Raw genomic sequence first — 19392 nt, 5'->3', positions numbered from 1 at the left:
TCGTCGTCGGCAAATTCCTGGCGAATAACGCGGTACACGTCGTCCACCATTTCTTCTTCCAGCTCCGTGCGACGCACAATGTCATCTTTCTTCACGGCCAGTACGGCACGGCCGGTGTCCAAACCGATTTTCTTCAGCTCGGCCAGTACCCAGGGCTCGATTTCGTCCTGGAACTCGTCCAAGGAAATATCCTCCTCATAGTCAATAGCTTCGCGGAATACGTCGATTTCCATGCCCACCAACCGGCTCGCCAGCTTAATGTTGGCACCGCCGCGGCCAATGGCCAGGCTCACCTGGTCGGGCTTCATGAACACCGAAACCCGGCCGCTCTCCTGGTTTATCTTCATAGAACCCACTTTGGCCGGCGATAGTGCCCGCGCAATATAGAGTTCTAAGTTATCGGTGTAGTTGATGATGTCGATGTTCTCATTCTCCAGCTCGCGCACCACCGGATGGATGCGGCTGCCCTTCATGCCCACGCAGGCGCCCACGGGGTCGATGCGCTCGTCGTAGCTTTCTACGGCCACTTTGGCGCGCTCGCCGGGCTCGCGCACCACGTTTTTGATGACGATGAGGCCGTCGTAAATCTCGGGCACTTCCAGTTCGAACAAGCGCTCTAGGAAGGCCGGGGCAGCGCGGGAAAGAATGATTTTCGGCGTGCCGTTAATCACCTCTACGCGGTGCACGACGGCGCGCACGGTGTCGCCCTTGCGGAACCGGTCCTTGGGGATTTGCTCGCCCTTGGGCATCACCAGTTCGTTGTCGTCCTTGTCCATGATAAGGGCCTCGCGGCTCCACACCTGGTAGACTTCCCCGGTCACGATTTCGCCGACCTGGTCTTTGTATTTCTGGTAAAGGTTATCGCGCTCCAGGTCCTTCACGCGCTGAATCAGCGTTTGGCGGGCCATGAGCACGGCGCGGCGGCCGAAATCCTCCAGCTTCACGCCTTCGGCTACGGACTCACCCACTTCGAAATCGGGCTCGATTTTCTGCGCGTCGGTGAGGGTGATTTTGTCGTGGTCCCAGATGTCCTCCGAGTTATCGTCCACGATTTCGCGGTTGCGCCAGATTTCCAGGTCGCCGTTATCGGGGTTGATGATAACGTCGAAATTTTCGTCCTGGTCGTACTTTTTGCGAATCATCGTGCGAAACACGTCGTCCAGGATGCTCATCATCGTGGGCCGGTCAATGTTTTTGCTCCGGGCAAATTCGCCGAAGGATTCGATTAGTTCGTGGCTATTCATAAATCGCTGATTGACGCTGATTAGGCTGATTTCGCTGATTTCTTGTTGTTTTTACCTTTTCAAAAACCCTTAATTTCTACTGTATTTTGCCCACTTTGCTTATTCAGAACAAAATCAATGAAATCAGCAGAATTAACGCAAATCAGCGATTATTTAAAGGAGATAACCACCTTGGCTTCCTGGATATCCGCGAAGGGATAGAAGGCGGCGGGCAGGGTGGTTTTCTTGGTTTTTTGTTTGATGACTTCCTCAATTTCCACGCCTTCTGCGGTGGCGGCGGTGAGGACGCCGGTTTTCTCGGTGCCGTCGGCCAGTTTCAGGGCCAGGGAACGGCCGATGTGCCGGGTGTACTGGCGCGGGTCGGTGAGGGGCTGGTCGGCGCCGGGGCTGGTGACTTCCAAAGAATAGGCAGAATCCTCGCCGTAGTGCTCGTCGATGCGACGGGCCAGGCGGCGGCTGATGGTGGCGCAGGCCTGAATGGCCAGGCCATTGGGGCCGTCGAGGGTGACGGTCACCTTCGGCAGCACCGAATCGGAAAGGGTGAGGCCCACGAGGAACAGCTCCTCTTCGCCGATGGCGTCCTGGAGCATTTCCAGCAGTAGGGTACGGTCGAAATGCATGGCTATGGAAAAAAGCGGGCAAAAAAAGAGGGGACTGCGCGTCCCCTCTTTGCTAAAGCGAATACCAACTTCGGGTGCAAAGATACGACAAGGGGCGGCGGAATGCAATACGAGCCCGTGGGTGGGCGAAGCACGCCCCGTTCGCCCTGGCCGTTCAGCTTGGGAACAGGGCTACGGCGCAACTCCTGCTACAAATTATTGACTTTGAAACCACAAGCCCTTCAGCGGGGTTTCACGGCGCGGGCAGCAAAGGCGGTTCGCTATTCACTTTCGACAAACCACAAGTCAAATGCAAACCCTTCAACTACTTCGCCACGTGGCGTTCGGACTGGCCACGGTGCTGACCACCAGCACTGCTTATGCGCAAACGGAGGCCCCAAAGGCTAAGCCAAGCCCGGCAGCCACCGCCAGCGGCAAAATCGGCAGCGCCGACGTGACGGTGAACTACAGCAGCCCGGCGGTGAAAGGCCGCACCATTTTTGGCGGTTTGGAGCCCTACGACAAAGTATGGCGCGCCGGGGCCAACGAGGCCACCACGGTGGAATTCAGCAAGCCCGTAATAGTGGAAGGCAAGGCCCTGCCCGCCGGCAAGTACAGTTTCTTCGTGATTCCGACTGCTGCAAAGCAGTGGACAGTTATTTTCAACAAAGAGCCGAACCAGTGGGGCGCCTACAAGTACGACCAGAAGCTGGACGCCCTGCGCGTAATGGTAACGCCCCGCAAACCCGCGGCCATGGCCGAGCGGCTGGTGTATGAAGTGACACCCAAGGGCTTGGTGTTGCGCTGGGAAAACGTGGAAGTACCCGTGATGGTGACCAGCAAGGCGTCGTAGGTACGGCTCTTGTCCTTCTGACTGGGAGAGGAATCCACACCGCGGCACTTTTGCCCGGTTGGGGTTCCTCTCTTTGCATTTTGGGCGAACTCAGGTAGCCAATCCGGCGACTCCAAAACTCTTTGCGGACTTTTGTAGTCTGCAACCGGCGGCCTAGCGCCTTCTTTTCTCTTCGATATGACACCCACCACCGAATACAAACTCACCCAATACAGCCACGGCGCGGGTTGCGGCTGCAAAATTGCCCCGGCCGTGCTCGACCAGATGCTGCACACCACCATTGCGCAGCCTCAATACCCCAACCTGCTGGTGGGCAACGCTAGCCGCGACGATGCGGCCGTGTACGACATTGGCGGGGGCCAGGCGGTGATTTCAACCACCGACTTTTTCATGCCCATCGTGGACGATGCCTACGACTTTGGGCGCATCGCCTCAGCCAATGCCATTTCGGATGTGTATGCGATGGGTGGGCGGCCGCTGCTGGCCATTGCCGTGCTGGGCTGGCCCGTGGACAAGCTGCCGCCCGAAGTAGCCGCCCGCGTGCTGGAAGGCGCCCGCAGCATCTGCGCCGAGGCTGGCATTCCGCTGGCCGGCGGCCACAGCATCGATTCGCCGGAACCCATTTTCGGCCTGGCCGTGACGGGCATGGTGAACATCGTGGACCTGAAGCAGAACGACACAGCCACGGCCGGCTCGGAGCTGTTCCTGACCAAGCCGCTGGGCGTGGGTATTCTGACTACGGCTCAGAAAAAAGGCATTTTGCGGGAAGAAGACGCGGCCATTGCCCCGGCCCAGATGATGCAGCTCAACAAGATTGGGGCGGAGCTGAGCAAGCTGGACGCGGTGACGGCCCTGACCGACGTGACGGGTTTTGGCCTGTTGGGACACCTTTCCGAAGTGTGCGAAGGCAGCGGCCTGACGGCAGAAATCGAGTTTTCGAAGGTGCCCCGCATCGCGGCGGCTGATGACTACCTGAAGCAGGGCAGCGTGCCCGGCGGCACCGGCCGCAACTGGGCCAGCTACGGCCACAAGGTGGGCCCCATCAGCGACGAACAGCGGGCCTGGCTCTGCGACCCGCAGACTTCCGGCGGCTTGCTGGTGTGCGTGGCGCCCGAGGGCCGCGCGGCGGTGCTGGAGGTGTTTGACAAGCACGGGCTGGCGCTGGGAAGCTTTGGCCACCTGCGGGCCCGCACCGAAGGCGAAGCCTGGGTGCAGGTAGGCGCATAGCCTGGACGCTGTAAGTTGATGAAATTCGCTTTTCTGAAGCCGCTGCTGGAAATAGCGGTGGTGCTGCTGGTGGTATTGGGCGCGTTGCGATGGGTGACGGGGCTGTTTTCGAAACGCACCGCCGTCTATCAGCTCACGGTGGCCCGGCAGGTGCGCTTGCTGTTTTGGCCGCTGCTGGCCTTCGGGGCGGGGCTGAGCGTGCTACCGGCCGTGTTGCTGGGCGGCCCTCAAACCACGATGTATGAATGGCTGCTGGCCGGCGGCTTCTTCCTGTTTACGCTGGTGCTGAGCGGGCCGGCGCTGCTGCTGTTTCTGCGCTACTGGACGCTGAACCATGCCACGGCACTGATTTTCAACGCCGAAGAAAATCTATTTGAGGTGTATGAGGCCGGCCAACGCGTGGCCTTCGAGCGCCGCGACTTAGCCCAGGTAGAACGGGTGACGTGCAGTGCGCGCCGCACCTTCTGGGCCCGCTACGATTACCTGCGCCTGCATCTGGCCGACGGGCGCAGCGTAGTGCTCACCTCGCTACTGGCTGATTTGGACCCGGTGACCGTTTTCTTGCGCAACCTGCCCACAAACCAGCACACCAAAACGTGGTGCTGGGTGTGAAATCCGCGCTATTTCTCCTCCTGCCGGCGGTAGAGGCCAGGCGTGCCTGTGGGTTGATAGGACGCGAATATGCCGGGCAGCAGCCGCTGGAGGCGCGGCACAATGGCCACTTGGTCGAGCAGGTAAGCCGGGGGCGTGGGGCCCATGCGCTGGCTTATCCGCACCACGGCCGCGTATTCATCCAAATGGCCGAAATCGACCTGGGAAAGGGCCCAGTCCAGGTAGGGCGTGGCGGGGCGGTTATGGAAATAGGCACGGTCGTCCTGGCCCAGGATGAGTAGGGTCTGATTGCGCAGGGCAGCGTAGCGCGGGTCGGGCTGCAGGCCGAAGCGACTTTCGGCGGGCATGCGTAGCAGGGCTTCGAGGCGAGGCACGTGGGCCCGGTAGCGCAGCACCACCGCCGCGTTCAGAATCAGCAGCAGCCCCAGCTCCAGCACCCAGGCGTGCTGGTAGCGCTGCCACAAAAACAGGCTGAAATACGCCAGCGGCGGCAGCGTGAGCACCAGTACGCCCGGCGCCGCGCCTTGCTCTACGGCGGCCGTGGCGCTGGCCACGGCCAGCCATACCAGCATCATTTGCCGGAATTTTACCTGAAAAACCAACCCCAGCGACGTGCCCAAAGACCGTAGCAGGCCCAGTAGCAGCACCAGGCCAGGCACTACCAACAGCCGCAGCTGCAAGCCCGCCGGCAGGCCGCTGGCAATCAAGTCGGTAAGGCCCGGCTGCAAATGAAACTGCATGAAGCCCGACAGGGCTCCGGTATAGAAGAAAAAAGTGGCCAGCAGCGCATAGGGAAAGAAAAACCCGCATAGCAGCAGCAGGGAACTGCGAAAGGAATTGGCCGCGAAGATGACCACGGCAAACAGCCCGACTAGCACAAACAAGCTCAGCGGCAGGTAGCACAGCGCGCCCACGCCAATCAACGACCCGGCCCGAAACAGGCGGCGGTTGTCGTAATCTTCGCGGGCCGTGGGCAGCAAGGCACTCAGGGCAAACACGATGAAGGTGTGCCCCAGCAGCAGCGGCGACAAAGTATCCAGGTCGGTACTGATGCTGCCCACCAGCAGGTACGTGAGCGCGGCCACGTAGCCACGCTCAGGATGCACATCGTAGCGGTTAAAAACCAGATTCAAGCGCAGGGCCTGCACCCCCAGCAACGTCAACGCAAACACCCGATAGAGCCATACCGGGCGTGCCACTACGGCGTCGAGGATGGCGAAGGTGGCGGCGGCCATAGGCGCGGTGCCATCAAAAAGGTCGCGGTAGGGCAGCGCGCCGCCGTGCAGCCGCTCGCCCACCAGCAGCGCCCGCAGCTCGGCGGCCGTCACGGGCAGGCCCAACCAGAGCAGCGGCAGCCGCAGGGCCAGCATCAGCAGCACCAGGGCCAGAAGCTGCGCGAGAAAAGAGCTTTTGAAAAAGCGAAGCAAGACGGGAGGGATTAGGAATGCAAAGTTGCATGACAAAGCCGCTGTTCCGCCCGCCCGCGTGCTTGTCCCTTTTCCCGCCGCTTACCGGAGCGTTAGCCGCGGCGGCTGTCGAAGAGCAGAAAGCCGAGGTTGAAAATCACCTGGCTGGTGCTCTGCCGATAGCCGTAGCGCTGGTTGTCCAGCGAAAAGGCTTTGGTGTAAGGCGTGAGGCTGTGCTCGAACCGGGCGTTCAGGTCGAGACGCCAGAGCTTGACGCCGATGCCGGCCTGGGCGGCCAGCTGCACCCGCTCCACGCTGGCATCCAGGCTAGCGGCCAGCTCTCCGGAGCGCGTGTCGGGACTGCTATAGCGCTCGCGCAGATTGAAGAGCACCACGGGCCCGGCCAGCAGGTAGGCATTTTGCCCGAAGCGCCAGCCAGCCAGCGGGGCCACATCCAGACGCCGCATCCAGTGGCTGTAAGTAGATACGTTGTCGTCGAACTGAGAGTCGGGAAACTGACGAAAGCCGACGGTAATGGACGAACCCAGCCCGGACGCATACGCCAGTTCGGGCTGCACGAAAAAGCGCCCGGCGCCCACTCCTACCCGCGCGTAAGCACTGAACCGGTTACCCGTGTCATCCAACCGCGAGCCGTCGGTATTGGTACGCAGCGTGAACTCGGCCGCGCTGATGCGGGCTTGGCGCACCCAGGTTTGGTTCACGGTGAAACTGGCGGCTACGCCCACGGCCTCCAGGCGCTGGGCCACGGCGCCGCCACCGCCAAACAGTGCCAGCACGAGTACAAGGGCGGCGGTTTGGCCCGCGAAAAAACAGCCACGCCCCAGCCGGGCCGGCCGCTGCGATGCATTATTGGAGAAAAATTTTGACATGGATTGAGAATGAAAATCAGGTTATGAATCAATTTATACTGTGGGGTTCAAGCCAATTCATTCAGCGCCCCAGCGCCAGCCCGATGCGCAAGAGCACCACGATGTGCACTACTGTGAAGCGCGGGCTTTCCAGGTTGGGCACCCGGTTGGTCAGCTGCAAGGGTACCCCCACGTTGGCGTCAACGAAGCCGTAACGGCCCAGCCGGCGCTGCAAGCCGTAGAGCACGGCCGCGTTGAGGCGCATGGCGGGCCCGCCCTGGGCGTAGCTGAAATAGGGCGTTTCCTGGGTGCGCCGGCCCCAGCCGCTGCCCAGGGCCAGCGAGAAGTAATTGGCCGAAAAGTCCCGTTGGCTTTTGCCCTTGCGCAGGCGGCGGCCAATGTTGTAGTAGTAGCGGCCGGCCAGCTGCGAACGCACCGCCAAGCCGCTGCCAAGCAAGCCCGTAGCCGGCGCCCGAAACCGGATAAACTCCGGGCTCACCTCCCCCATCACCGTCCAGGCCGGCCCCAGCTTGCGCTCGTAAATGGCGTGGATGCCCACGCGCCGATAGTCGGGGTCGCGCTTGCCGGCAGCGGCGGTGATGAAGTTGAAATCGTTGAGGCCCAGCTTCCACAGGCTGTTTTCTTCTACCCGCAGCCGCAGACTGTTTTTTGAGGTGACTGAATCAGCCACCACTTCTTCGCCGTAGCTCACCCGCGACGAGTCGGGCAGGGTCTGACCCACCGCCGGGGTCAGGCCCGCTAAACTCAGCAGCCCGGCAACCGCAAAAACCGATAGTCTTTTTATAATCAGCAACATATACGAATGCCAAAGCAGGTAGTGAAAACTATGGCTGCGCCAAAAGCGGCAGGGCCTGCAGCGTGAGGGGCGCAAACGTGGTGTAGGCGCGAATGAGGGGCAGGCGCGGCCGATTGGTCACGCTCAGGACTTTGCGGCCCAGGGTTTGGGTTTGGGCGGCGCTCAGCGCGGCGGGCAGCACCAGCGCCCCGTGCGTATTGCCCAGGTTGTAGTTGTAGCGGTCGAGCCGCGCCACGCCAATCGTGATTTCGCTGCGCTCGGCTTCGATGTATAGGCTTTTCAACTCCTCGCTCGGCTCAATGCGCACGCTGCCGTAGGTGTTGCGAATGGTGTAGGTGCCACCCGCCTGGGTGAGCTGAATGGCCGATTTGTCGGCCTCGCACGAGAACGTGAGGTTGGTGTCGTGCCCGGTCAGGTCGGCGTATTTGGCCTTCACCACCAGCGTTCCGCGCAGCTGGCTCAGCACAATTGGGCCAAACTCCTGGGTGAGCACCTGCGGGCCGCTAAGCCCCGTTAAGGTACTGTGGCCGTAGGCGTTGTGCAGCTCCACGGCCACGCCCGCCGGCACCCACAGCGTGTATTCGGCCCGCAGGTCGCTACGCAGCGCCGGCGCGCCGGCAGCCAGCGTGAAGTAGTTGGCCACGTCTATGGTGCGGCCACGCGCGGCAAATCGGTAGTGGGCCGCCGACAGCTCCTGTTCTGCCACCGCCCGCTCGGGGTGCTTGGCAATGAGGCGCATCACGAGGCGCACGGTGGGCTGGTCCCAGCCCTGCACCCGCACGGTGGCGGTTTCGGCACGAATCCGCACCTGCCCGTTGGCCGGGCACGCCAGCTGCTGCTCGATGATGCGCGTGACCACCTGCACGGTGCGCTGGGCGTGCGCGGCCGGCACCAGCCCCAGCACCAAAGCCAGCGCCGGCCAGCAGCCGACCAATCGGCACAGAAATAAATTATTGAACATCATGATATTAACAGACGAATAAGTTCGCGGGTGACGGTGGCTTTGCGGGCGGTTACCCGCACCTGATGCCGGACGATTTCGGGACGGTTGCCGTAGCGTTGGGTATCACGCAGCAGCCCGGCCTCTTCGGTTTCCAGCTCGTCGAGCTGGTCGCGCAAGAGCTGGAACTCGCTCGACTGGCACACCGCCGGCAGCGTCGAACACTTGCCGTCGATGAAGGCCCGACCTTCGGCTTCGAGCGGGTCGGGAGCGGGAAAGGCCGGGCCAGGTACCGGTTCCGCCAGTATTTCCTGGCTGTAGGCCACCGTGTCGCGGAGGCCACCGGGCACCGGGGCCGGACGCTGCCACCACACCAGGCCCACCAGCAGCAGCAGGCTGGCGGCTAGTGCCAGCAGGCGGCGCGAAGCCGGCCACAAAGTCCGCACCTTAGCGCGTTTTTCAGCCCGGTGTACAGTTTTTAGGGGAATCAAAAAAGAAGAATCGACCGTCAGATTTTTAATTTTTAATTCTTCATTTTTAATTCTATCCATGGTGGCCGGCGCATCGAGGCGCGCGGCAATGGCGTTCCACAGGGCGTCGTCGGGAGCGTGGGCGGGCAGGGCGGGCCAGGCCGGCTGAATGCCATTTTCAGCATCCAACTGATTCATAATAAGCGGCCACAATTCGAAATCAGGCTCGTGATTGGGGAGGGCGGCCAGGGCCCGGCACAGGTTTGGCCGGCCGGATTCGGGGAGTTCGGGCAGGTTGCTCATGCGTAGAGGTATTGAAGCTTGATTTTGAGTTGCTGCTTGGCAAAGTGCAGCTGCGATTTGCTGGTGCCTTCCGAAATACCGAGCAGCTCGGCCACTTCGCGGTGGGCGTAGCCTTCCACCTCCACCAGGCAAAACACGCTGCGGTAGCCGGCTGGCAGCTCGCCAATGGCTTTATCGAGCGCCTCACCCGTGAGGCCATCGTGCCAGGCCACCTGGGGCTCGGCATGGCGCAGGGGGTCATATACTTCCATCTGGTTTTCGCGGCGCAGCTGCCGCAGGGCCTGCCGCACCACGATGGTGCGAATCCAGGCGCCGAGCGTGGACTCGCGCCGGAACGCGGCCAGCTGCCGAAACACTTGCACGAAGGCTTCCTGCAAGGCATCATGCGCCAGGTCCCGGTCGCGCAGAATTCGGAAGGCACTGGAATACATGGCGGTTTTGTAGCGTTGGTAAAGCTGGTACTGAGCCGCGCGCTCCTGGGCCAGGCAGCCAGCCAGCAGCAGGTCGTCGGAAGCCGTGGCGGAGGGTAGGTCGGGCACTATCTATCTGGATTTGCCGCAAAGTGGCGGCCGGGGCGCGAAAGGTTGGTTGGGCGGGGAAATATTTTTTTCAGGGAATTAGCGGCGGGCTTGGGCGGCAAAATTTGCCGCCCCGAGTTTCGGCTGGCAACCCGCGCAACTACCCAGTCGGCAGCATATCCCACCAATCGTACCTTTGCTCCTTATTATGGAAAGCAAACGACAACAAAAAATGGCCAGCCTGCTGCAACAGGAGCTGGCCCAGGTGCTACAGCGCGACTTACCGCACCTTTTCGGCGGCGGTATGGCCCCAAGCATCAGCCTGGTGAAGGTGACGCCCGACCTAGGCCAGGCCCGCGTATACCTAAGCCTGCTGCTGGGCAACGACGCCAACGAGCGGCTCGAAATCGTGCGCGACAACGCCAAGGCCATCCGCCAGGCGCTGGCCAAGCGCATCCGCCAAACGGCCCGCGTGGTGCCCGAGCTCATCTTCTTTCACGATGACAGCGCCGCCTACGCCGCCCACATGGACCAGATACTAGGCACGCTCGACATTCCGGCCGCCCCCCAGGACGAGCCCAGCGCCGACGAGGAAAAACCCGCCCGCCCGCGCCTGTTTAACAATGAGTAACTGAGTGAGAGACTGACTGAGTGAAGAGCGGCGGGGTAAATGAATGACGTTTAAATACCACTCCTCATTTTCACTCCGCCGCTCTTCTCAAGTCATTCCGTCGCTCTTCACTCAGTCACTCCCTCACTCAGTTACTCTTTTGTACTACGACCCGATTAAGAAGACGCTCGGCCAGGTTTTTAACCGTACGCCGTGGCTGCGCCGCCTGTTTTACCACCTGCTCGATTTGCTGTTGCTGCGCACCTGGCACGTGCATCGGGAGCTGCGTCGCTGGGCCAAAGGCCGCACCCAGGAGCCGCTGAATATCCTCGACGCGGGCTCCGGCTACGGGCAGTACACCTACTGGCTGAGTGGGCTGAGCGCCAAGTGGAACATTCTGGCCGTGGACGTGAAGGACGACCAAGTGGCCGATTCCAACCGGTTTTTCCGGCAAATCGGCCGGCGCAACGTGCAGTTTGCGGTGCAGGACCTGGTGCTTTATCAGGAGCCCAATTCCTTCGATTTGGCCTTGTCGGTTGATGTGATGGAGCACATTCTGGAAGATGTGGAGGTATTCCGCAACATCCACGCTTCGCTGAAGGACGGCGGCATGCTGCTCATTTCCACGCCCAGCGACCAAGGCGGTTCCGACGTGCACGACGACGGCGAAACCAGCTTCATCGAAGAGCACGTGCGCGACGGCTACAACATCCGCGAAATCCAGCAGAAGCTTAGCACGGCCGGTTTCGAGCGCATCGAGGCCCGCTACGCCTACGGCGAGCCCGGCCAGATTTCGTGGCGCCTGAGCATGAAGTATCCGATTCTGATGCTCGGCAAGTCGCGCCTGTTTTTCCTGGTGCTGCCGTTCTACTACCTGCTCACGTTTCCGTTCTGCCTGCTGCTGAACTGGCTCGACGCCCGCACCGTACACGACTCGGGCACCGGCCTCATTGTGAAGGCTTGGAAGTAGAAATGGCTTTTCCGGGCCCGGCAGCGTACCTTGCCCAACCAAGCATCCCTTTTGCCCTGTGGCTGAAAACTCCGACATTATTCGCCTCACCGAGCTGCTCATCGGCCGGCAAGACCAGCAGCAGCAGCAGCTTGAGCTGCTGGCGGCCCGGCTCGACCGCACCGATGAAGTGCTGGTCCATCAGGTGCGGCAAACCGATTTATTGGTCGCCCAAGCGGCCAAAACCGACGAGTTGCTGGCCCGGCAACAGCAGCAAACCGAGCTGCTGACCAATCGGCTCGACCGCACCGATGAAGTGCTAGCCCGGCAGCAACAGCAAACCGAATTGCTAGTGGCCCAAGCCGCCAAAACCGACGCCGTAGTGGAAGTTTTTGGCCAGGTGCAGCAGAAACTGATTAATCAGTTGGAATTAATCTACGCCGAGCAGCAGCGCTTCAATCAAAAACAAGAAGGCGTCAATCAAATACAAGGAGGATACAATGAGCGCCAAGAGAAATTCAATGAGCGCCAAGAGAAATTCAATGAGCGTCAGGATAAATCCAACGAGCGCCAGGACCAGTTCAATATCATCTTTCTGGATGAGTTGCGGGGCGTTAAAAAAGAGTTGAAACATCTGGTTGACGTGGTGATAACGCGCCACGAGGAACGGCTCAAACGCCTGGAAGATTTCATGGACGGCTTTCTGCGGAAGGCTGGTTAACTGCTGCTGTTTTTGAACGTTCCTCTCCTCATTGCCCGGCGCTATTTCCGTTCCAAGAACAAGCGCAACATCATCACCATCATCTCCAACATTTCGATGATTGGGGTGGCGGTGGGCACGGCTGCGCTCATTATCGTGCTCTCGGTGTTCAACGGGCTGGAAGACCTGGTGCGCACGCTCTACGGCAAATCGGACCCGAATCTGGTTATTTCCGCTACCAAAGGCAAAGCTTTTGACGTGGACCGCACCTTTCTGATGAAGCTGGAACGGACGCCTGGCGTGGCCCTGGTCACCGAGGTGATTGAGGACAACGCCCTGCTGCAATACCACGACCGCCAAATGGTGGTGAAACTGCGCGGCCTGAGCGACAACTACTTCGGTCAGAGCCAGATTGACGCCAATATTAAAGAAGGCGACCACCGCCTGCGCCGCGACAGCCTGGAGGTGGCCCTCATTGGCGCCGGGGTGCAGCACGAGCTCAGCATCACGCTCAACAACCGCCTCTCGCCCATGCGCCTGCTGTATCCGCGCAACACGCCGGGCAAAAAAACGCTCAGCATGAACCCTGAGAGTGCTTTTAATGAGCAAAATCTGATTGCTGGGGGCGTTTTTCTCATCGAGCAGCATGTCGACGACAGCTACATTTTCGTGCCCATCAGCTTTGCCCAGCGCCTGCTGGGCTACACCACGCGCCGCACGGCGCTGTACGTGAAAGTGGGCGCCAGCTTCGAAATCGAACAGGTAAAAACGCAGCTGCGCGAGCAATTGGGGGCGGGCTTCAAGGTGCAGGATTCGGACGAGCAGCACGTCAGCCTGTTCAAGGCCATTAAGGTGGAAAAGCTGTTCGTATTCATCACCTTCACCCTCATTCTGCTCATTGCCTCGCTCAATATTTTCTTCTCCCTGTCGATGCTGGTCATCGACAAGCAAAAAGACATTTCGGTGCTGCTGGCCATGGGCGCCAACCAAAAAATGGTGCGTAACACCTTTTTACTGGTGGGCGCCATCGTGGCGTTTGTGGGAGCCGCGGTGGGGCTGGTGGTGGGCGTGTCGCTGTGCTGGCTCCAACAATACTTTGGCTTTGTGAGCATGGGCATGGCCACCAGTGTGGTGGATGCTTACCCGGTAAAAATGCAGCTCTCAGACCTGATTTTTACCTGCGCTTCTATCATCATTATCACCTTGGCTGTCAGCATTCGCCCGGCATTGAATGCGAGCAAGCTGGACCTGCGCGAAAATCTGTAATTCCGCCAGGCATTCCCTGGTGCCCGGTGCCGGAAAAATCAGACCCGTCTTGTGGCTGCAAAGCGCCACCGTGCCCGTTTCCACTTTCGGCCCTACCTTGCGCTTTACGCGTGTCCGGCCATGAAAGTATCAACCTCAGAACCGTTTCAGATTGTTTACTCGCTCTTCGAGCACGAGTTCCTCGGCCATTTGTTCGCGGCCTACGTGGTGCAGCTGGGTCCCAGGGGCCAGCTGACGCTGCTGCACCAGACGGTTTCGGGCAAAAACGCGCACGAGTTCGCGGAGGGCCTCGACCAGACCGACTTTGAGCTGGTGGAGCTCTGCGACCAGATGCAGCAGGAGGCGGTGGTCAAGGAATTCTGGCCCCGCAAGATTGCCACGGCCGAATTCTTCCTGAAAACCTACAACGCCGAAAAAGGCGATAAGCCGCTCCAGGAAGTTATTGCCCGGCACGTGCAGACGCGCATGGCCGCGCTGCTGGCCCGGCTGGCGGGCAAGCGCGTGTTCATCATGGGCCGCGACGGCGAGCCGACGTGGAAAGAAATTGGCCTGGCGCCGGCCAAGGCGTCCATCCTCTTCCACTTCCGGCGCAACGAGGAAGGCACTCACTACTTCCCCACCATTCAGTACCAGAATCAGCGCCTCGACTTTCAGTACAAGGATGCGCTGCTGGTGTGTTTGCAGCCGGCCTGGCTGCTGCTGGGCGACTTGCTTTATTCTTTCCGCACTGAGGTGGACGGGCGAAAGCTGTTGCCGTTTCTGAAGAAAAAATTTATTGTGGTGCCCCGCAACGTGGAAGAAAGCTACTTCCAGAAGTTCGTGGCGCCGCTCATGGAATCGTTTGAGGTGCACGCCCGTGGGTTCGATATTCGGTCGGAGCGCTACGTGGCGCGGCCGCGGCTCACCTTCAGCGATGCCCTGCCGGCGGCGCCTGCGCCCGAAGCGCCCGTGCGCCCGCCCGGCCCACCGCGCCGGGGCCGCATTCCGCTGCCCAAGCCCGTGGCTTTAGTGCTCGCAGGCAGCGACGCCGGGCAGATTCACTTTGAGCTAAGTTTCCGCTACGGCCCGCACCTCATGCCGCTGGGCACCGACAAACCGGTGAGCGTACGGCTGGAAAAAACGGCCGACAGCTACGTGTTTCACCGCCTGCTGCGCAACCCCGAACAGGAGCAGGCCACCGTAGCCGAGCTGCGGGAACGCCTGCTGACGGTAGAAAACGGCCAGGCCATTTTGCCCAAAAGCGAAGCCTTCAAGTGGCTGCACGACCACACCACGGCCCTGGCCGAGCTGGGCTACACCGTGGAAGCGGCCGCAACGGCTACCAAGAGCTACTTCATCGGCCCCACCAGCGTGCACGTGGGCATTCAGGAAGCCGGCGACTGGTTTGACGTGCGCGGCACGGTGCGCTTTGGCGACATTGAGGTGCCGTTTATCCGGCTGCGCGGGCACATTCTGCAACGGCGGCGCGAGTTTAAGCTGCCCAACGGCCAGATTGCCATCATTCCCGAAGAGTGGTTTACGGACTACCTGGAGTTGTTTGCCTTCGGCGAAGAGACGGAGGACGGCCTCAACCTGCGCCGCCACCACCTGGCGTTAGTGGCCGATTTGCAGAGCAACGAGCTGGCCACCGTGCGCATGGGCCGCAAGCTGGCCAAGCTGCGCGACTTTGCCGAGGTAGAAGACCAGCCGCTGCCCGCCGGCTTTCTGGGCGAGCTGCGGCCCTACCAAAAAGCGGGCTACAACTGGCTGCGTTTCGTGCAGGACTACCATTTCGGGGGCTGCCTGGCCGACGACATGGGCCTGGGCAAAACCGTTATGACGCTGACCATGCTGCTCCAGCGCCGCGAAAGCGGCGAGGCAAAAGGCGCGGCCTCGCTGTTGGTTTTGCCTACTTCACTGGTTTTCAATTGGCTGAATGAGGCGCAGAAATTCACTCCCGACCTGCGCCTCCTGGCCTACACGGGCACCTACCGCGACAAAAACCCCGACCAGTTTGCCGATTACGACGTGGTGCTGACCAGCTACGGCATCGTGCGCCTGGACACCGAGCTGCTGGCCAGCTACAAGTTCGATTACGTGATTCTGGACGAGTCGCAGGCCATCAAAAACCCGTCTTCCACTACCTCGCAGGCCGTGCGGCAGCTGCACTCCAAGCACCGCCTTATTCTCACGGGCACGCCCGTGGAAAACAGCACCATGGACCTGTGGTCGCAGATGTCGTTTATTAATCCCGGCCTGCTGGGCACGCAGGCTTTTTTCCGCAAGGAATTCCTCAAGCCCATTGAAAAGCACCAGGACGAAGGCCGCACGCGGCGCCTGCACGCTCTCATTAAACCCTTTATTCTACGGCGACACAAAGCCCAGGTAGCCAAAGAATTGCCCGCCAAAACCGAGCAGCTCAGCTACTGCACCATGACGGAGGAGCAGGCCCACGCCTACGAGGAGACCAAGAGCTTTTACCGCAACAAAATCCTGCGCAACCTCGACGAGAATGGCCCGGCCAGCACCCAGTTTCTGCTGCTCCAGGGCCTGACCCGGCTGCGCCAGATTGCCAACCACCCGCGCCTGGCCGACGAAACCTACGCCCACGATTCGGGCAAGCTGCGTGAGATATTGCGCATGATTCGCAACGTGGTGGCAGAAGGCCACAAGGTGCTGGTTTTTAGCCAGTTCGTGCAACATTTATCCTTGGTGCGCGCGGGCCTCGACGAGCGCCAGATGCCGTATGCCTACCTCGACGGGGCCACCCGCGACCGACCCGCCGAGGTGGCCCGCTTCCAGAACAACGAGGACCTGAAGGTTTTTCTCATCAGCCTGAAGGCCGGTGGCGTGGGCCTCAACCTCACCGCGGCCGACTACGTTTTCATCCTCGACCCGTGGTGGAACCCGGCCGTGGAAGCGCAGGCCGTGGACCGGGCCCATCGCATTGGGCAGCAGCGGCCGGTGTTCACCTACAAGTTCATCACCCAGGGCACGGTGGAGGAGAAAATTCTGGCCTTGCAGCGCCGCAAGCTGGCCTTGGTGAGCGAGCTGATTGCCACCGACGAAGCCGTTATCAAGCACCTTACCAGGGCCGACATTGAAGAATTGCTGGGCTAGGTGAGTAATGCGTCATCAGCTTTTGCTACTGGCTGTTAGCCTTTTTTGAAATTCATCAACTCTTTTTTTGCCTGTCCACCAACTATTCGGGCGCCTTTTCCCGTTTGAACGGACGTGTTCTTTTATTATTTACCTGCTAGCCGGTTGCTTCATCCAAACTCAGTTGCTGTTTCACCCAAACCGTTGTTGCGAACGTCTGGGCGGCTGCTAATGAAGGTTTTTCTGGCGCTGGCGTTTCTGGTTTGCGTTTTCCCGGCCGTCCTGCGTGCCCAACCGGAGCAGGCCGCCCCGGTGGTCTACGCTGATGCCTCGGGACGCTACCAACTCACTCATCCCCGTAGCTGGCAGCTGCGCAAACGGGTAGGCGGGGCCGAAGCCACGTTCTATGCCGGGCCAGCAACCCCAGCTGCGCCCGCCATCGTCACGCTGACTTCACAAATGCTGTCGGCGCAGCTCAAAGACCTGAAGCTTACCGCTTATGGTGGGCTGGATTCTATCTGGCTTAGCATTCAACGGATGCCAAGGGCGCAGGTGCTACGCCTGGAGCAGCAGGATTTTGGCACCCACGAAGAGGTGCGCTACGAGTACAGCTACCTGTCCGCGCCCACGGCTTCGGCCCGAACTCACGTACTGGGGCGGCGCATCTGGCGCGGTGGCTATCAGTTTCAGCTGGAGTACCGCGGCGAAGTGGCGCAGGACAGTGCCCTTTTTGCCGAGGGTCGGGAACTGGTCGGTTCGTTTTCGTTTACCGAAAAATCGTGGTCCAGCCGCCGCTACACCGCGCAGATGTGCGACGATAAACTGTACGGCATCGCGGCCATCCGCTACCACAACGACAACTGGGAAGACGACTGCCGCACTATTCACGAGTTTGCCCGCAGCGACCTAACCGAGGCGCCGGTGGTGCACCGGCAGGTGCTGCCCTTCCAGTCGTACGCGCTGGCCAAGGGCTTCGACAACTGCCTCTATTCCGTCACCAAAGCCCCCACCGACGCCCCGGAGCTGGTGTACCGCTACGACCCGGCCACCCGCAAGGGCGGCTATACCACTTGGCGGCTGCCGCCCCAGGGCCCCGATAACGTCTGGATTTCGGCGGCAACCGACGATAAGGGCGACTTATTCTTCATGACTTCCGATGCCAACCGGCTGATAAAAGTGAGCCCCGCCACGGGGCTGGTCACGCCCGTTTGGTACGTCGACCCCATGAAAAAAGCGCCTTTCTACCCGGACATTGCTTTTTCGGGTGCCGGCACGCACGGCAACTTCTGTCTGGACGACGCCAATACGATGTACCTGGTTTACAGTACCAATGGCTCCCTGCTTAAAGTTGATTTGAAAACCCAACGGCCCATTCCTACGGTGATGCCGCTCGAAGGCCTGCCAACAAAAGGCGGCTACAGCGACCTGCTGATGCAAAACGACCGCGCGGGCCGCCGCCGCCTCTACCTGGCCGGTCCCAAATCGGTGTACGAAGTAGACCTGGCCCGGAAGCGCGCTACCTTCGTGCGCAAAGGCACCTACACGGATTTGGCCGGCTGCAACCTCTTCCGCATCATCCCGCGGCCCGCCCCGGCACCCCCACCACCGGCCACCGCCGTGTGGCGCGGCCGGGTACTCAACGCCGCCACCTACCAGCCGCTGCCGCAGGCGCAGCTGCGCCTGGGCCTTAGCGGGTTTGGCAAAGTAGTGCGCCTGAGCCCGGATGGCACTTTTTCGTACACCGCCAAACCGGGAACGGGACATAGCTACCGCGCCCAGCTCACGGGCTACATCGCGGCCGACAGCACCTGGACGGCCGCCCCCGGCGCAATGGTACGGGACATTCTGCTTCAGCCGCTGGCCATTGGCGCCACCGTTCCGCTCGATAACGTACAGTTTGAGCAGGGCCGGGCTGTATTGCTGCCCACATCTTTTTCGGCGTTGGATAAGCTGGTGGGCCTGCTAACCGAAAACCCCCGCATGACCATTGAGTTGCGCGGCCACACCGACAACGTGGGGCCGCCGGACAAGAATGTGGCCCTCAGCGAGCAGCGCGTAGGCACGGTGAAGGAGTACCTGGCGGGCCACGGCATTGGCGAAACCCGCATCAGCGGCGTCGGTTTGGGAGGCGCTGAGCCCGCCGCCAGCAACGCCCAGGAGTACACCCGCAAGCTCAACCGCCGGGTCGAATTTCGCATTACCGGCCTGCAGTAGCCCGCCCCGGACCGGCGCACCGAACAAAGCCCGGCTGCGGCCGTTGTGCTGAATACTTATGCACGTCACCCTTCGTACCGCCGTAGCCCAGCCGCCCGCTCAGGTAATGGCCGGCTTCACCCGTGAGCTTTTTGTGGCCCTGGCGCCGCCGTTCCCCCGGCTGCGGGTGTTGCGTTTTGATGGCTGCCGCACCGACGACCGGGTCGAGATTGAGCTGGATACGCTGGTGAAGCGCCTGCCTTGGACCTCGCTCATCACCGACCACGGCACCTTGCCCGATGGCACCCACTTCTTCGTGGACGAAGGCAAAACCCTGCCCCCGCCCCTGCGTTTCTGGCGCCACCGCCACCTGCTGGAGCCCGGCCCGAACGGCACCTGCGTGATAGTGGACGCTCTGGAGTACCGCACAGCCTCGCCCCTGCTCGACGCCCTGCTGTATCCGGCCATGTGGGCCCAGTTTGCCTGGCGCAAGCCCATTTACCGGCGCTGGTTTAGGGTGTAGTTATCAGCTGTTGATGCTGATAATTCATCAGGACTTACGCACGGTAGCTGAACGAGTGTTTCCCGCAGAGATTCGCAGAGTGGAACGTTAGACCTCTGCTAACCTCTGCGGTTTTACCTCTGCGACCTCTGCGGGAAAGGCGGTTACCGAAAAGCACTGCACAAGTCCTGTTCATACTAATAACCGACCACTAACAACCCGCAACAGTATCGCAC

General features: G+C 60.9%; 17 protein-coding genes and 1 pseudogene. 10 read left to right on the top strand and 8 right to left on the bottom strand.

What is annotated here, in order from left to right; translation table 11 throughout:
* Positions 1 to 11: 11 nt before the first annotated feature.
* Positions 12 to 1244, bottom strand: a pseudogene (gene nusA / locus GM79_RS14735) (transcription termination factor NusA); the annotation flags it as partial.
* Positions 1245 to 1393: 149 nt separating this feature from the next.
* Positions 1394 to 1864: a ribosome maturation factor RimP gene (rimP, locus tag GM79_RS14730; RefSeq protein WP_235184076.1), complete on the bottom strand. Its 471-nt coding sequence runs from the start codon at positions 1862 to 1864 to the stop codon at positions 1394 to 1396.
* 316 nt (positions 1865 to 2180) lie between these two features.
* On the opposite strand from rimP, the gene GM79_RS14725 reads away from it, so the two are divergent.
* From GM79_RS14725 to GM79_RS14715, 3 genes are all read left to right on the top strand, one after another.
* A complete protein-coding gene (locus GM79_RS14725; RefSeq protein ID WP_235184075.1) occupies positions 2181 to 2696 on the top strand; it encodes a DUF2911 domain-containing protein in 516 nt (171 codons plus the stop codon).
* Positions 2697 to 2873: 177 nt separating this feature from the next.
* Positions 2874 to 3923, top strand: coding sequence for a selenide, water dikinase SelD (selD, locus tag GM79_RS14720; protein WP_035565203.1), 1050 nt, complete (start codon positions 2874 to 2876; stop codon positions 3921 to 3923).
* Positions 3924 to 3941: 18 nt separating this feature from the next.
* Complete coding sequence (locus GM79_RS14715) at positions 3942 to 4535, top strand: hypothetical protein (RefSeq protein ID WP_035565200.1); 594 nt, start codon at positions 3942 to 3944, stop codon at positions 4533 to 4535.
* 8 nt (positions 4536 to 4543) lie between these two features.
* On the opposite strand, the gene GM79_RS14710 is transcribed toward GM79_RS14715, so the two are convergent.
* The 6 genes from GM79_RS14710 to GM79_RS14685 form a co-directional block, all read right to left on the bottom strand.
* Positions 4544 to 5962 carry a hypothetical protein gene (locus GM79_RS14710; RefSeq protein WP_035565198.1) on the bottom strand — a complete coding sequence of 473 codons (1419 nt, stop codon included), beginning with the start codon at positions 5960 to 5962 and terminating at the stop codon, positions 4544 to 4546.
* Between the two features lie 92 nt (positions 5963 to 6054).
* Entirely contained in the window at positions 6055 to 6831 is a 777-nt protein-coding gene (locus GM79_RS14705) for an outer membrane beta-barrel protein (RefSeq protein ID WP_035565196.1), read from the bottom strand.
* A 61-nt stretch (positions 6832 to 6892) separates the two neighbouring features.
* Positions 6893 to 7627, bottom strand: a complete 735-nt coding sequence (locus GM79_RS14700) for a hypothetical protein (RefSeq protein WP_035565195.1) — start codon at positions 7625 to 7627, stop codon at positions 6893 to 6895.
* Positions 7628 to 7655: 28 nt separating this feature from the next.
* The gene (locus GM79_RS14695; RefSeq protein ID WP_152560009.1) at positions 7656 to 8591 is read right to left on the bottom strand and encodes a hypothetical protein; all 936 of its coding nucleotides are present in this window, start codon (positions 8589 to 8591) and stop codon (positions 7656 to 7658) included.
* Entirely contained in the window at positions 8588 to 9340 is a 753-nt protein-coding gene (locus GM79_RS14690; protein WP_035565189.1) for a hypothetical protein, read from the bottom strand. Before GM79_RS14690 ends, GM79_RS14695 begins: the two co-directional genes overlap by 4 nt.
* Entirely contained in the window at positions 9337 to 9879 is a 543-nt protein-coding gene (locus tag GM79_RS14685; RefSeq protein WP_035565186.1) for an RNA polymerase sigma factor, read from the bottom strand. Before GM79_RS14685 ends, GM79_RS14690 begins: the two co-directional genes overlap by 4 nt.
* A 187-nt stretch (positions 9880 to 10066) precedes the next feature.
* Between GM79_RS14685 and GM79_RS14680 the strand changes: the two genes are divergently transcribed.
* The 7 genes from GM79_RS14680 to GM79_RS14650 all read left to right on the top strand — a co-directional run bounded on the left by GM79_RS14680 (position 10067) and on the right by GM79_RS14650 (position 19177).
* Positions 10067 to 10489: a ribosome-binding factor A gene (locus GM79_RS14680; RefSeq protein ID WP_035565183.1), complete on the top strand. Its 423-nt coding sequence runs from the start codon at positions 10067 to 10069 to the stop codon at positions 10487 to 10489.
* Between the two features lie 139 nt (positions 10490 to 10628).
* A complete protein-coding gene (locus tag GM79_RS14675; RefSeq protein WP_035565181.1) occupies positions 10629 to 11438 on the top strand; it encodes a class I SAM-dependent methyltransferase in 810 nt (269 codons plus the stop codon).
* A 58-nt stretch (positions 11439 to 11496) separates the two neighbouring features.
* Positions 11497 to 12138, top strand: a complete 642-nt coding sequence (locus tag GM79_RS14670) for a hypothetical protein (protein WP_035565168.1) — start codon at positions 11497 to 11499, stop codon at positions 12136 to 12138.
* Between the two features lie 12 nt (positions 12139 to 12150).
* Positions 12151 to 13383: an ABC transporter permease gene (locus tag GM79_RS14665; protein ID WP_035565165.1), complete on the top strand. Its 1233-nt coding sequence runs from the start codon at positions 12151 to 12153 to the stop codon at positions 13381 to 13383.
* A gap of 120 nt (positions 13384 to 13503) precedes the next feature.
* A complete protein-coding gene (locus tag GM79_RS14660) occupies positions 13504 to 16482 on the top strand; it encodes an SNF2-related protein (protein WP_035565163.1) in 2979 nt (992 codons plus the stop codon).
* Positions 16483 to 16692: 210 nt separating this feature from the next.
* Positions 16693 to 18675 (top strand): OmpA family protein, encoded by a 1983-nt coding sequence (locus tag GM79_RS23195; RefSeq protein ID WP_051718924.1) that lies wholly within the window; start codon positions 16693 to 16695, stop codon positions 18673 to 18675.
* Positions 18676 to 18733: 58 nt separating this feature from the next.
* Positions 18734 to 19177 carry an SRPBCC family protein gene (locus GM79_RS14650; RefSeq protein ID WP_035565161.1) on the top strand — a complete coding sequence of 148 codons (444 nt, stop codon included), beginning with the start codon at positions 18734 to 18736 and terminating at the stop codon, positions 19175 to 19177.
* The last annotated feature ends 215 nt before the right edge of the window (positions 19178 to 19392 follow it).

This window comes from Hymenobacter sp. IS2118, assembly GCF_000715495.1.
In the GTDB taxonomy this organism is placed as follows: Bacteria; Bacteroidota; Bacteroidia; order Cytophagales; family Hymenobacteraceae; genus Hymenobacter.
The sequence above is the reverse complement of the archived record's forward strand: the minus strand, read 5'-3'. Positions and strand labels throughout refer to the sequence as shown.